We start from the raw sequence: 14,357 nt of genomic DNA, 5'->3' as shown, positions 1-14,357 counted from the left end.
CCGCCAAGGGGAAGTTTTCGTACCGCGGCAAGACGCGGGATCCTCGCGAGGAACCAACTTGACGGGCCGATGACCTCTCTCGAAAGTCGGCTTTGATGCTGCTTCATCTGCAACGGATCGCGGTCCCCTTCGAGTACCCCGTCTACTTCACGGAGGGCGTCTTTTCGCCGAGCAACGCCGACCTGGCGGCCGCCATCGCCGCGAAGGAGCCGCGCCGGCGTCACCGCGTGCTGCCGGTGATCGACGGCGGCGTCGCGGCGGCGTGGCCGTCTCTGGCGGACGACATCGCGCGGTACGTGGGCGCGCGACCGGACCTGCTCACGCTCGCGGCCGAGCCGATCGTGGTGCCCGGCGGCGAGGCGGCGAAGAACGACGGCGCGGCGACGGCGGCGCTGCAGGCGAGGCTCGACGCGCTGGGGATGGATCGGCAGTCGTTCGTGATGATCGTCGGAGGCGGCGCGGTGCTCGACATGGTCGGCTACGCGGCGGCGACGGTGCACCGAGGCGTCCGGGTCGTGCGGATCCCGACCACGGTGCTCGCGCAGGCCGATTCCGGGGTCGGCGTGAAGAACGGCGTCAACGCGTTCGGGAAGAAGAACCTGCTCGGCACGTTCGCCCCGCCGTTCGCGGTGCTCATCGATCCGCGCTTCCTGGAGACGCTGCCCTTGCGCGACAAGGTGGCGGGGATGGCGGAGGCGGTGAAGGTCGCGCTGATCCGGGACGCGCGGCTGTTCTCGTGGCTGTCCGAGCACGCGCCCGCGCTCGCGTCGGGGTCGCTCGCGCCGCTCGCGCAGCTCGTGCGCCGCTCGGCGGAGATCCACCTCCAGCACATCGCGAGCGCGGGCGACCCGTTCGAGCTCGGGAGCGCGCGGCCGCTCGACTTCGGGCACTGGGCTGCGCACAAGCTGGAGTCGCTCACGAAGCACAGGCTCCGCCACGGCGAGGCGGTCGCGATCGGGATCGCGATCGACACGCTGTACGCCGAGCTGGCCGGCCTGTGCAGCCAGGCGACGGCGGCCGCGGTGGTGGCGGCGCTCGAGGCGCTCGGCTTCACGCTGTGGGACGACGCGCTCGCGCTGACGCGCACGTGCGAGAGGGGAGAGCGGGGCGAGCGGCTCTGCGTGCTCGATGGGCTGGACGAGTTCCGCGAGCACCTCGGCGGGGAGCTCACGGTGACGTTGCTCGAGGAGGTGGGGCGCGCCCGCGAGGTGCACGCGATGGAGGAGCGGCACATCGTCGCGGCGATCGCGCGGCTGCGCGAGCGCGCCGGGAGGCGGGGCGCGCTCGCGGCGATCGGCGCGACGGGAGCGGCGGGCGCGGCCACGGGAGCGGCGAGCGCGGTCACGGGAGCGGCGCAATCATGAGGCTCGCGTGCGCGGGCGCTCCGCACCTCACGTACTGCACGAACATCCACGCGGGCGAGACGTGGTCGGAGGTGAAGCAGAGCCTCGAGACGCACCTGCTCGCGATCTGGTCGCGCGCGGCCGGCGGGGAGCAAGGGGCGCTGCACGGAGGAGGCGATGGAAGCGGCGGAGGCGGCAGCGGGGCGGAGGGCCTCGGGCCGGGCGCGCGCCGCCGGTGCGGGGTGGGGCTGCGGCTCTCGGCGAGGGCGGCGGCGGAGCTCGCCGAGCCGGCGGAGCTCGACGCGTTCCGCGATTTTCTCGAGCGGAACGGCCTCTACGTGTTCACGCTGAACGGCTTCCCTTACGGCCGGTTCCACGGCGCGCCGGTGAAGGAGCGCGTGTACCTGCCCGACTGGCTCGACGAGGAGCGGCTCGCGTACAGCGATCTCCTGGCGACGCTCCTCGCCGAGCTGCTGCCGGCGGACGAGGGCCTGATGGGCAGCGTCAGCACGGTGCCCGGCGCGTTCAGGCCGCGGGTGCGCACGCCCGGCGACGCGCCGGCGATGGCGCGGCGGCTGGTCGAGCACGCGGCGCACCTCGTCGAGATCCGCCGCCGCACGGGCAAGCACATCGCGCTGGCCCTCGAGCCGGAGCCGTGCTGCTTCCTCGAGACGACGCCCGAGGCGATCGGCTTCTTCACCGATCACGTGTTCGCGCCGGAGCGCGCGCGCGAGCTGTCGGCGCTGGCCGGGATGAGCCTGCCGGACGCCGAGGAGGCGCTCCGGAGCCACCTCGGCCTCTGCTTCGACGCGTGCCACATGGCGGTGGAGTTCGAGGACGCCCCCGCGTCGCTCGCGGCGCTCCGCGCGGCGGGCATCGGCGTGCACAAGGTGCAGCTCAGCGCCGGGCTGCGCGCCCGCGTGGCGGAGCGCGAGCCGGCGACGATGGCGAGGCTGCGCGCATATGCGGAGGACGTCGTCTACCTGCACCAGGTGGTCGAGCGGCGTGGGGGCACAGGCGGGGGCGAGCTCGTCCGCTACCTGGATCTGCCCGAGGCGCTCGCGGCGCTCGACGGCGGGACCGCAGCGGCGCCCGGGGCGCAGCCGGAGGAGTGGCGAGTCCACTTCCATGTGCCGATCTTCCGGGAGCTCGAGGGCGCGCTCGCGACGACGCAGCCGGAGCTGGCGGCGCTGCTGTCGCACCTGCGAGACTCGCCAGCGACGCAGCACCTCGAGGTAGAGACCTACACCTGGGATGTACTTCCGGACGACCAGCGCCGAGGCGGGCTGGTCGAGGCGGTGGCAAGAGAGCTCCGCTGGGTGGAGGAGCGGATGGTGGGTAACGAAAGCGCGGGCGCCGGCGAGGGCAGATGCGTCGGCGCGAGCCGTGGAGTCGGGGGTGGCCGCGAAGTCGGGGGTGGCCGCGAGGTCGGCGCGAGCTCCGCCGGGCAAGCGGACAGCGAAATCGGCGCGAGCTCCGGTGGCCGAGCGGACAGCCGAGCGGAGGCAGGGCGATGAGCTCGCGCGCACGGGTGTACCTGCGGCTCGGCCGCGTCTCGAACCTGCCCACGGTGTGGACGAACGTGCTCTGTGGCATGGCCCTGTCGGGGTCTGCGCCACGGGCGCCCGAGGTGGCGCTGGTGGGGTTCGCGGTGTCGCTGATGTACGTGGGCGGCATGTTCCTGAACGACGCGTTCGACCGAGAGATCGACGCTCGCGAGCGCCCGGAGCGGCCGATCCCGTCCGGGCTGGTGAGCGCCCGGGAGGTGTTTGCGGTCGGCTACGGCCTTCTCGGGGCGGGGGTGTTGATCGTGGGCGGCCATGCCTATGTGGCGAACCGGGGAATGGCGCCCGCCCTGGCGAGCGCGCTGCTCGCCGGGGCGATCGTGCTTTACGATGCCTGGCACAAGGGGAACCCGCTGAGCCCGGCGCTGATGGGGATGTGCCGCGTGCTGGTCTATGTGACCGCGGCGTTCGCGGCGGGGGGGCAGCTCGGAAGCGCGGTGATCGCCGGGGGGGTGGCGCTGCTGTTCTATTTGATCGGGCTGACCGCGATCGCGAAGCAGGAGAACCTGCTGGCGGTGCGCAGCCTCTGGGCGCTCGGCTTCATGGCGGTCCCGTTCCTGGCGACGCTCGGCGCGCCGCTCACGGGGATGATGGGGACGATCGCGTACGGGGCGCTCGCTGGCTGCGTGATCCACGCGGTGAGGTTGCTGCGTGGGACGCGAAAGGACCGGATCCCGCGCGCCGTGGTGACGCTCATCGCAGGGATATCGCTGCTGGATGCCGTGCTCATCGCGAGGAGCGGAGCGCCGGGCGCCGGCGGCGCGGCGGCGCTGGCGATGATAGGATTCCCGCTGACGCTGGTGATGCAGCGGGTGGTGAGGGGGACGTGAGGAAGAGGTGAGAAGAAGCCACCGCCCGCCTTTCCCAGCAAAGCACCAGCCCGAGCTTCGGGAGAACACGTTGAGTTATAGGAGACGCGCGCACATGTCCACATATCGCCCCCGGATGAAACAGGCCGGCTTTCTGGCGTTCGTCCTCGTCGGGTCCGGGTGCGGGCTGCTCCTCGGGCTTGACGACTTCGAGGACGCTTCCACTTCAGGAAGCCAGAGCTCGGGCGGCAATGGCGGCTCAGCAGATGCCTGCCCCCCTGACACGTCGGAGCAATGCTATAGTGGCCCGCCCAGCACCGCGAATGTTGGACTATGCCGCCCCGGAAGACGGACGTGCGACAGCCGAGGCGAGGCATGGAGCGCCTGCCAGGCCGAGGTGGTACCGAAGCAGGAGAGCTGCGCCTCCACCGAGGACGAGAACTGCGATGAGTTTGACTGCGCGCTGTGGGCAAAGACGTTCGATACACCCAGCAGCGATGCAAATATCAACTCGATAGTCTTCGACAGGGAAGAAAACATCATCGCGGCGGGCTCGTTCGCGCGCTCGATACAGTTCGGGCCCGAGCCGCTCGTCGGCTCCGATCACGACGACGCCTCCGACCTCGACGCGTTCATCGTCTCCTTCGACAGCGCCGGAAACCATCGCTGGAGCCACCAGCTCAGCGCCGCGATGGCCCAGGAAGCGACATCTGCGTGCGTCGACAGTGCGGGCAACATCATCGTCACAGGGATCAACAGCGGCAGCTTGAACCTCGGCGACGACGACATGGGCCCGGGCATCTTCGTTGTAAAGTTCGACCGCGACGGGAACCACCTGTGGAGCAAGGGCATCAGCGGATCTCCGGCGGGCGATTCCGGCTTCCTGGCAGGTCATCCAATGGTCAAGAGCATGCCAGACGGCGACGTGATCCTCGCTGGACACTTCGCTGGTACCCTCCAGTTCGACGACGACCAGTTCACCACCTACCCCGCGGATGCGTATGACATTTACGTGGCGAGGCTCAACGGAGAGACCGGGGCCTCGCGCGCGGCGGACGGCGGCTGGGTCCAGCGATTCAAGAGTCAAGGGGCCGACACGTTGACCGGGGTCGCCGTTCACTCGAGCAGCAACATCATCATCACCGGGAATTTCGCTCAAAGGATCGCTTTCGGCTCTCTCTCACCGGCGATCAACGAGGGCATGTTCCTCGTCAACCTGAACAGGGACGGAAGTCCTGCCTGGGCCCGCGGCTTCGCCAATGCTGAGCCGACCGCGCTGAGCGTCGACACGCTCGGCAACATCTCTGCGACAGGCGCCTACGAACATCCCACCGATTTCGGGGGCGGCAATCTTCCAGAGTGGAGCAAAATGGCCTTCACAGCGCAGTTCGACATCGCTGGAAACCACAGATGGAGCCGCGGCTTCAGAGGGGATATCACGACGGCGAGCATCGGCACCGACGCCAACAACAATGTTATCTTGCTCGGCACTGTGACGTATGATGTGAGGATCGACGACGGCGAGATACTGTACGTGGAAGAGATGCCCTCGCCTATCGTCATCAAGCTCGACCCCGAGGGGAGAACGGTCTGGAAGAGGTGGTTCCCTCTAAAGCCTCTTGGCGTAGGACTAGCAGGGGCCGCCGAAACATACCCTGCAGGCGGAACCGCCATCGCAGGACGAGCGGTGAACAGCTCGGGCCAAAGCACGACCATCGATTTTGGGACCGGCCCGCAACCCATAGCGGACCACTCTCTCTTCATCGCGAAGCTCGGCAAGTGAGCGCCTCGCGTTGCCGCACGAACCGACCGGCAGGCCGCACCCCGACAGTTCGTGAGCGATCAGTCAAAGATGTGGCTCAGGACGATTTCCTTGATGTCCGCTGCATGAACGCTCCTGTTCGGCAACAGGGACGCATCGGTCGACGCCACGAGCGGCCCCTCTGTGGCGCTCTCGGTCAAGCGACCGTGAGAGCCCTTCACGAGCGAAGCGTCCAGCGGGATGACATCCATCAGATAGCGGAAACCGAGCTTCTTCTTGAGTAGCCTCCACGCGACGTGGACCGGCGGGAGACGCAGGCCCGCGTCGACGAAGAGCTCCACTGGGTCATAGCCTGGTTTCCTGTGGATATCGACCGTCCTCGCGAACTCGGGGGCCTTGCTGTCATCCGTCCAATAATAGTACGTGAACCATCGGTCCTTCTTGGAGACGGCGACGAGCTCACCTGACCTCGGGTGATCCAGCCCGGCGGCGCGCTTGCCCTCGCCGTCGAGGACGAAGTCCACGCCAGGCAGCTTCACGAGCAGGCTCTTTACCTCGTCGATCCGCTCCGGGCGTCGAACATAGACGTGCGCAATCTGGTGGTCGGCCACCGCGAACGCCTCGGAAGCTCCCGGATCCAGCTTCTCCAGGCCACGCTCGACGCGCACGCGAATGAGCCCTTGCTCCCGCAGTGCCCGGTTGATGTGTACAGCGCCGGTCACAGGCGTAATGCCATACTCGGAGAGCACCAGCACCCGCGCCCCGTCCTTGCGCACGTGCTCGATGAGCTCCCCGCAAACGGCATCCACCGCTCTGAGATCCTTCTCGATGGCTGGGTCGCCCGGGCCGAGGCGTTGCAGGTTGTAGTCGAGGTGCGGCAGATAGACCAACGTCAACGTGGGACGACGCGTGTCGTACACATGGCGCGCGCACCGCGCGATCCACTCTGTCGATCGGATGTCCGCGTTCGGCCCCCAGAAATGGAAGAGAGGGAACTCGCCCAACCGGTGCACAAGCTCATCGCGTAATGAGGAGGGCTCGGTGTAGATATCGGGCAACTTGAGCCCGTCCGCCCAGTAGATCGGCCTCGGCGTCACTGCATAATCCGCCGAGCTGTACATATTGTACCACCAGAACAGCTTGGCACAGGTGAACGCCGGGTCGCGCCGGCGCGCAGCCTCCCAGATCTTGTCACCCGTGACGAGCTGGTTCGCCTGGCGCCACAAGTTCACCTCGGCGATGTCGCGGAAATACCAGCCGTTCGCCACAGAGCCGTGCCCGCTGGGGAGGAGCCCTGTCGTGAAGGTCGACTGGACCGTGCACGTGACCGCTGGTAGCACGGTCTGCAGAGGGCGCATGGCGCCCTCTTGAGCGAGGCGCTTGAGGTTCGGCGTGGCCTCGCCGAGGAGCTCCCCGGTGAGCCCGACGACGTTGAGAACGACGGTGCGGTGCATGGGTGTGCCCGATCAGCGCTGCACGACAGGGGCCTGCCCACGCAAGACCGAATTGCCCTCGAACAGGGTGCGCTGGTCCACTGCGGGCGCCTCGCCGAACTCCGCGAGGTCGAGCCGGCCGCTCTGGGCAAAGAATGCGAGCGGATTCTTCCAGACGATGCGCTCGATCACCTCGTCCGCAATCCCATTCTCACGCATCCGGGCCGCCGTCTTCGGCACTTTCAGGGGATCGCTCACGCCCCAGTCCGCGGCGCTGTTGATCAGCATCCGCTCCGCACCGTATTTCTTGACCAGCGCGACCATCCGGTCTTCGTCCATCTTGGTGTTCGGGTAGATGGAGTGACCCGCCCAGCAGCCCGACGCGAGCACGAGCGGCAGCGTCTCCTCGTTATTGTGATCGATGAGCACGCGCTCCTCGGGGAACCGAAGCTCTCGCACCGCGGCGAGCGTCCGCTCGGTTCCCCGCTTCTTGTCACGGTGCGGCGTGTGTACGAGGATGGGAAGTTCGTGCTCCCTCGCGAGCTCGACCTGCAGGGCGAAGTACTTCTCTTCCTCGGGCGTCATGTCGTCAAACCCGATCTCGCCGACAGCGACCACGCCCTCCTTGTCGAGGTAACGCGGCAGTAGATCGATGACACCTTGCGCCACGCGAGGGTTATTGGCCTCCTTCGGATTGAGCGCCAGAGTACACAAGTGACGGATGCCGAACTGGCTGGCCCGAAAGCGCTCCCAGCCGAGCAGGGACGCGAAGTAGTCCTCGAACGAGCCGACGTGCGTCCTCGGTTGACCGAGCCAGAACGCCGGCTCGAGGACGGCCACGATGCCGGCCGCGGCCATCGCCTGGTAGTCGTCCGTCGTCCGCGATGTCATGTGGATGTGGGGATCGAATAGCTTCAAGAGTCCCTCCGCAGCGCGCCGCTTCACTCGGGGATCCGCGTCGCGCGCTCGCGCTCATGGTCTAGGGAGAGCAAGCCTATGTCGACCGGGATGCCCCGGCCAGCCGCCCTCCGTTCGCTAGCAAAGTCCTCCGCCATCCTGGCGAGCTCGCCCGATCGCCGCCAGTCGAGCCCGATGATCCGGGCGAGCGCCACGCCCATGAACATGGCCTTGAGGACCATCTGGTTGAAGTTGAGATCGGGAAAATAGGCAGCCGGGTAGGGATTCTCGCAGGCGATCGCTTCGAAGATGGGCAGCTCGTTCGTTCGGCACGCCTCGACCGCGAGCGGAACGAAGCGCTCCGCCTCGGTCAAGAGCGGCAGTGCCCGCAAGAGCGCCTGCCGCTCCCGGCCATCTCCCTGCTCATAACAAACGCGGAGCAGCGATTCGAGCTGCGGTGCGGGCAGGCGCCTCGAAACCTGCGCCAGCATCGTTATCCGGCCGAGCTCATCCAGTGCCCGGCCATCGACCACCCCGGCGACACCGGCAGCCTTCAGGGCATCCCGCTCGTCGGGGTGAAGCCCGAGCTCCCCCCTACCGAGCACGCGTACCGCCGCAGTGAACGTCGCGAGGAAGCGGTCGAGATCGAACCACGTCGACGACTCGCTCTCCCGCGCGTCGGGCGCGCCGCCGAGCCCCGCACCGGCCCCGGTCGCCCGTTCGAAGCGCTCCAGCCAGGAGCGCGCCGCCGACGGAATCCGGCGCGATAGAATTCCAAACAGCAGTAGGGAAGCGTCTTGCATTGTAGTCATGCCCGCCGGTCCGGGCGCCTGCCGCAAGATGCCGACGTCGCCGAGCGGTGGAAAGTTATACCAAGGGGCGCGCTGTTCGGATAGTGTCCTACTGCATGATGGACCAGAAGCGTTTCCTTTTTCCTTTTATGCCCATCGCAGCCGCCCTTTTCGGGCTCGGCTTCACCCTGAATGGCTGCGGCGGTAGCGAGAGCGGCGCAGGCGGAGGAGGCGGGGGAGAATCCGGTCCCGGTACAACGGGCTCCGGCGGCGGCACCTCGACCGGCGCCCCCACGAGCAGCGGAACCGGCTCGGACACCAGCACCAGCACCAACGGCAGCACCAGCGGCCCGGGCACGACCACGAGCAATGGCGCCGGCGCCGGCCCTGCGACCAGCTCCGGCTCCGGCGCCGGCGGGAGCGGGACGATCGAGTGCGACGAGCCGGGCGGGACCGTACCGCCGCTCAAGCTGACGGAAGTCGTACGTGGTCTTCATCAGCCCCTCTTCGTGACGAGCGAGCCGAAGGACGCCAGCCGGCTGTATGTGCTGGAGCAAGGTGGAACGATCCGCCTCGTCAGCGACGGCGTACTGCAGAGCACTCCATTCCTTGATATCACCGACGACGTCCAGCAGGTCGAGTGGCAAGCCGACGAGCGTGGACTCCTGGGGTTTGCGTTTCACCCTGAATATGCGACCAACGGCCGGTTCTTCCTGTACTTCAACACGACGAACAACTTGCTGGTTCTTCGAGAGTACAGGCGTTCTGAGAGCAACCCGGACCGAGCCGCCCCACAGGCGCAAAACGAACTTCTCTCGATACCGGTGCTGCGAAAGAACCATAACGGCGGCATGCTCGCCTTCGGGCCCGACGCCATGCTCTACGTCGGCGTCGGCGATGGTGGCAGCGAAGGCGACACGCAGGACCCGGACAGGAACGGTCAGAATATCGACGTGAAGTACGGCAAAATCCTACGGATCAACGTCGACACATATCCGACTCCCCCCGCCGGAAACCTCGCCGGTGGAGATCCCGACATCTGGGACTACGGCCTCCGCAATCCATGGCGGTTCAGCTTTGATAGCTGCAATGGCGACCTCTACATCGGCGACGTGGGGGCGAAATCGGTCGAAGAGATCGACGTCGAGCCACGCGGCCAGGGGCACAAGAATTACGGATGGAGCATCTTCGAGGGGAGTGGCTGCTACCCGCCGAGCCAGACGAACTGCCAACTCGCAAATCACACACCGCCTGTCGCGGTGCATGGGCACGGCACCGGCGACGGGTCAATCACTGGAGGGTATGTGTACCGCGGCAGCAGGATCGCCGCGCTGCGTGGCACTTACATCTATGGCGATTTCTCCTCCAACCGCATTCATAGCTTCGTCTGGAAGAACGGCAGCAAGGTGGGAGAGAGGCCTCTCACGACTGATCTCGAGAGCGCGGATACGCTGCAAGCGCTTGCGTCCTTCGGAGAGGACGCCGCCGGGGAGCTCTACGTGGTTGACTATGGAGTTGACGGTAGCGGACGGCTGTTCCGCATCGATCCTGAATGATCGGGGGCGTAGCGCCAGGGTCACGCCGCCAGCGCGGAGAGGGTGGTAGCTGAGGCATTTCGGACAGAGCACGTCGAGCAGAGAAACTAGGTGAGAAAGAGGACGGGATCGATGCTGAGCACACGGGGGAACACCACTGCTTGGGGACTGCTCCTCGCGCTCGGGCTGCTGAGCCGAGACGCTGCCGGTGGGATCGAGGATCTCCAGGGGACCAAGCCCGGAGATCTGCCGAACAACGGAGATTTTTTCTCCGCCGAGGCATGCACCGGCTGCCACCGGGCCTTACCTAATACAGATCCACCACAGTCTAAGGACTACATGCCGTCCGATACATGGGCAGGCACCATGATGGCCAATGCTTGGCGCGATCCCGTCTTCATCGCTGCCCTCACCATCGCCAACCAGGACGCGCCCGGAGTTGGCACGTTTTGCATTCGCTGCCACTCCCCTATCGGCTTCGTACGCGGGCGTGCGACGCCTCCGGACGGGTCGGCGTTCGACCCCGATACGAGCCTGGACGGTATCGTCGACGGCCAGGGGGTCGGGTGCGATGTGTGTCATCGAGCGACGACATCGCCCGCCCCCAACGATCCATACATCCTGGGCAACGCGCAGCTCGTATTTGGCTACGAGATCGACCCGGAGGAGCAAAAGCTGGTCAAATACGGCCCTTACGAGAACGTGATCTCTGAGCACCACGGCGGACAGGAGGCTCCCAGCCTCTCCACCTCCCGCTTTTGTGGTCAATGCCACCAGGTCACGAATCCGGAAGTGATGCTCCGGGACGCGAACGGCACTCCGACGGACATCGAATTTCCGCTCGATACGACCTTCGAAGAGTGGGCATCCAGCGACTTCCGCGACGGCGGGACGAACGCACAGAGCTGCGTTGACTGCCATATGCGCAAGAAGCTCGGGGAGTGGTCCGTCGCCAAATTCGGGCCTCCCCGCACCGACCCGCGCGACCACCTCATCGTCGGCGGCAACCACTGGGGCATCCAAGCCGTCATGGCGGCCGACCCGACGCTCGCGGCGGAGCGCGCTGATTCCTTCGAGCGTGCGCTCAAAGGCACCCTCGAGAGCCTCGCCTCGGCCGCCTCGGTCACGCTCGTCGAAGCCCCGCAGGAGGCCGCGCCTGGAGAGGAGATCGCCGTCACCGTCCGGGTCGAGAACCTCACCGGTCACAAGTTCCCGACAGGCTACGCGGAGAGCCGGCGCGCCTGGATCGCCGTGTTCCTCGTCGACGAGAGCGGCGTCGAACGGCCGCTGCTCGGCGGCTACGACGCGGACACGGGCGAGATCCAGCACGAGCCGCCCACCCACGAGTACCGGGCCGTGCACGGGCGATGGGACGGCGAGGCGGGTGTGGGTGAGAAGGAGGAGCACCTCGCGCTCCACGACATGATCATCTCCGATACGCGCATCCCGCCGAAGGGCTTCGTCCCGTCGCGGACCACCCAGCCGACCCAGGAGATCGACTTCGCCGATGGGAACGGCGGATACCGCAACTACGACGAGGCGCGCTTCACGCTCACCGTCCCGGCCAACGCCTTCGGCAGGCAAACGCTCTCGGCGCGCGTGTACTACCAGTCGATGACGAAGGAGTATATCGAGTTCCTGCAGTCCGAGAACCGCACGGACAGCACGGGAGACGACCTCCGGGCCATCTACGAGGAGACCGGCGAGGCGCCGCCCATCCTCGTCGCGGCCGATGACGCGGAAGCGCCGCTCAATCTCGGAGAGCCGCCCGCCAACGCCAGCAGCGGCAACGGCACCGGCGGCAACGGCGCCGGCGGCAACGGCACCGGCGGCGAGAGCTCGACCGGCGGCAGCGTCAGCCGCTCCAGCGACGACGGCGGCTGCGGCTGCCGGATGCCCGGCAACGCCCCCGACGGGTGGCTCCCCGCGGGCCTCGCGGGGCTCGCCCTCGCCGCCGCAGCCAGGCGCCGGCGCACACACCGGCGGCATTGAGCCCCGCCCCACCACGAACCGCCGCAAGCGCGCGTCGCTGCGGGGCGGACGATCCCCGATCGACTCCGTCCCGCCGTTTCACCTGGAGACGGGCCCTTTTTCGCTCGCTTCGCCCCCCCGGCGCCTTCATAGAGTGAGCCCACCCAGCGCCTCACGGCGAGCCTCGCCTTGCCCATCTCCCGCCTCGTCGATCCCCTCCTCGTGCTCCTCGTCGCCGCGGGCGTCGGCCTCGCGCTCTCCGGCGGCGACTGGAGCTTCCGAACACGCGGGGCGAAGATCGGGCGGGCGCTCGCGTGGAGCGCCTGGCTCGCGCTGTGGCTCCTCTCCACGCCCTGGCTCTCCAGCGCGCTCGCACGCCGGATCAGCACGGTGCCGAGGGACCTGCACGCGGAGCTCGCGGGAAGCTCACCCGAGCGGCGGGTCCTCGTCATCCTCACCGCCGGCATCGACGCCGACGAGTTCGGCGAGCCAGCCATGGAACGGCAGTCGGCGGCAGGCCTCGAGCGCGGCCTCGCCGCCGTGCGGATCTACCGCGAGCACGGCTTCGGCCACGTCATCGTCTCGGGGAAGGACGTCCGAGGCGCGCCCACCCAGCTCGCCAGCGCCATGGCCGATCTCCTCGTGGAGCTCGGCGTTCCCAGGAAGAAGATCATCCTGGAGACCGAGTCGCGCGATACCCGAGAGAACGCCCTCCACTCCACGCGGATCGCCCGCGGCCTGTCGGCCGACGCCGTCGTGGTCGTGACCAGCGCGCTCCACATGCCGCGCTCCCTCCGCATGTTCGAGCGCGCAGGGCTCGACGTCCTCCCCGCGCCGGTCAGGTTCCAGTCGCTGCCGCCCGAGGGGCCTGAGCGGCTGCTGCCGGAGTCGCTCTCCCTCAGACGGTCGCAGCGCGCCGTTCACGAGCTCGTGGGTCTACTGGAGCCGTAGCCCCGGCGCGCCCCGCGCTACCAGGTGACCTTCTGCGAGCCGCGGAGGTATCGCCAGAGGCCGACCACCGCCGCCGCGTTCAGGACCACGAACGTCCGCGCGAGCGCGCCGAGCTTGCCCGCAGCGCCCCCGAGCGCCGCGAGCAGGTAGAAGGCCACCTGCCCGCCGAACAACGCGCGCGCCGCGTAGAGCGTCCACGAGGCGTCGCCGCTCATCTCGGCGCCCATCCACGCGACCGTCGACGTGATCAGCAGCGCGACGAGCGCCCAGGGGCACACGAGGCGGAGCAGCTTGTGCGAGAAGATCTCGAACCAGGACGGGTTCCTGAACGGGACGAGGAGCGCCGGGAGCAGCGAAAAGAGCTGATAATTGCCGGCCAGCGTGCGCACCTTGCGGCCGAACTCGCGCTCGTCGCCGAAGGCGTCGTCGTACGCGATCGCGTCGGGAGCAAACAGGATCGAACGCCCCTCGAGGCGGAGCCGCATCGGCACCCACATGTCGTCGAGGATGACGCCCTCCGGGAGATGGCTCATGTCGGCGCGGCGGATCGCATAGATGGGACCGGTCACGCCCACCATGCTCCTGAACCGCCCCTCCTGGAGGCGGATCCAGTTCTCGTAACGCCAGTAAGCCCCCGACCCCGCCGATCCCTTCAGCACCAGGTTGCCAGAGACACAGCCTGCGTTCGGATCGGCCAGGAGCCGCACGAGCGCGCGCAGCGCCCCAGGCACGAGCGGCTGGCGGATGTCCGTCATCAACAGCACCTCGCCCGTCGCGACCCCGAGCATCGTGTTCACGCCGATCGGCTTGCCACGACGCGCCTCGCTGACGATCACCTTCACCCGAGGATCGCGCTCGGCCAGCTGTCGCGCCACGAGCACGGTGTCGTCCGTCGAGCCGTCCGAGAAGAGCAGGACCTCCAGCTTGTCCTTCGGATAGTCGAGCGCGAGGAGGCTCTCGACCTTCGCCGAGAGATACGACGCCGCGTTGAAGACGGGAATGCACGCCGTCACCGTGGGGACGTAGTCCGGATCCTCCTTCCGCTGCGCAGGCCGGAGGCGCGCCAGGACGCCGATAACGATCGGGTACCCGAAGTAGGTGTACACGAGCACCGCGACGGCCAGAAAGGAGGCAATGACCACGCTAAACTGTAGAGCGCCGCTCGGGGGCGGTTGTCAACCGACATGGATGGGCCACGCCGCGACACCGCCGTTCAAGTTGCATGCGCACGCGCACGCGCGTCACGCGCCGCACAGGAACGATGCGTGGCGCATGTCGCACACTCCGTGAAGCGCGCCGC

General features: G+C 67.8%; 11 protein-coding genes. 7 read left to right on the top strand and 4 right to left on the bottom strand.

The annotated features are described in order from the left end of the window. Positions 1–92: 92 nt before the first annotated feature. The 4 genes from WMF39_RS04755 (at position 93) to WMF39_RS04740 (ending at position 5,500) form a co-directional block, all read left to right on the top strand. Positions 93–1,364: a 3-dehydroquinate synthase gene (locus WMF39_RS04755; protein WP_437744359.1), complete on the top strand. Its 1,272-nt coding sequence runs from the start codon at positions 93–95 to the stop codon at positions 1,362–1,364. Beyond that, positions 1,361–2,860, top strand: coding sequence for a metabolite traffic protein EboE (gene eboE, locus WMF39_RS04750; RefSeq protein ID WP_437744358.1), 1,500 nt, complete (start codon positions 1,361–1,363; stop codon positions 2,858–2,860). The genes WMF39_RS04755 and eboE overlap by 4 nt, the downstream gene beginning before the upstream one ends. Beyond that, entirely contained in the window at positions 2,857–3,738 is an 882-nt protein-coding gene (locus WMF39_RS04745) for a UbiA family prenyltransferase (RefSeq protein WP_437744357.1), read from the top strand. Before eboE ends, WMF39_RS04745 begins: the two co-directional genes overlap by 4 nt. A gap of 376 nt (positions 3,739–4,114) precedes the next feature. Then, positions 4,115–5,500 (top strand): hypothetical protein, encoded by a 1,386-nt coding sequence (locus tag WMF39_RS04740; protein ID WP_437744356.1) that lies wholly within the window; start codon positions 4,115–4,117, stop codon positions 5,498–5,500. 59 nt (positions 5,501–5,559) lie between these two features. Here WMF39_RS04740 and WMF39_RS04735 read toward each other — a convergent pair whose 3' ends face one another. Genes WMF39_RS04735 through WMF39_RS04725 form a run of 3 tightly spaced genes read right to left on the bottom strand, consistent with a single transcriptional unit; the run spans position 5,560 to position 8,612 of the window. Then, the gene (locus WMF39_RS04735; RefSeq protein ID WP_437744355.1) at positions 5,560–6,933 is read right to left on the bottom strand and encodes an alkaline phosphatase family protein; all 1,374 of its coding nucleotides are present in this window, start codon (positions 6,931–6,933) and stop codon (positions 5,560–5,562) included. A gap of 12 nt (positions 6,934–6,945) precedes the next feature. After that, entirely contained in the window at positions 6,946–7,830 is an 885-nt protein-coding gene (locus WMF39_RS04730) for a TatD family hydrolase (RefSeq protein WP_437744354.1), read from the bottom strand. A 23-nt stretch (positions 7,831–7,853) separates the two neighbouring features. Next, on the bottom strand, positions 7,854–8,612 hold the full coding sequence (locus WMF39_RS04725; protein ID WP_437744353.1) for an EboA domain-containing protein: 759 nt from the start codon (positions 8,610–8,612) through the stop codon (positions 7,854–7,856). A 104-nt stretch (positions 8,613–8,716) separates the two neighbouring features. On the opposite strand from WMF39_RS04725, the gene WMF39_RS04720 reads away from it, so the two are divergent. The 3 genes from WMF39_RS04720 to WMF39_RS04710 all read left to right on the top strand — a co-directional run bounded on the left by WMF39_RS04720 (position 8,717) and on the right by WMF39_RS04710 (position 13,057). Further along, positions 8,717–10,156: a PQQ-dependent sugar dehydrogenase gene (locus tag WMF39_RS04720; RefSeq protein ID WP_437744352.1), complete on the top strand. Its 1,440-nt coding sequence runs from the start codon at positions 8,717–8,719 to the stop codon at positions 10,154–10,156. A gap of 111 nt (positions 10,157–10,267) precedes the next feature. Next, on the top strand, positions 10,268–12,127 hold the full coding sequence (locus WMF39_RS04715) for an MYXO-CTERM sorting domain-containing protein (protein ID WP_437744351.1): 1,860 nt from the start codon (positions 10,268–10,270) through the stop codon (positions 12,125–12,127). A 168-nt stretch (positions 12,128–12,295) separates the two neighbouring features. Next, on the top strand, positions 12,296–13,057 hold the full coding sequence (locus WMF39_RS04710) for a YdcF family protein (protein ID WP_437744350.1): 762 nt from the start codon (positions 12,296–12,298) through the stop codon (positions 13,055–13,057). Positions 13,058–13,074: 17 nt separating this feature from the next. Here the strand turns inward: WMF39_RS04710 and WMF39_RS04705 are convergent, their stop codons facing one another. Continuing rightward, on the bottom strand, positions 13,075–14,199 hold the full coding sequence (locus WMF39_RS04705; RefSeq protein ID WP_437744349.1) for a glycosyltransferase family 2 protein: 1,125 nt from the start codon (positions 14,197–14,199) through the stop codon (positions 13,075–13,077). Positions 14,200–14,357: the final 158 nt, after the last annotated feature.

The sequence above is a fragment of the Sorangium sp. So ce1504 genome, from assembly GCF_051521635.1.
GTDB lineage: Bacteria > Myxococcota_A > Polyangia > Polyangiales > Polyangiaceae > Sorangium > Sorangium cellulosum_B.
Note: the sequence above shows the minus strand (reverse complement) of the source record. Positions and strands in the feature narration are given on the sequence as shown.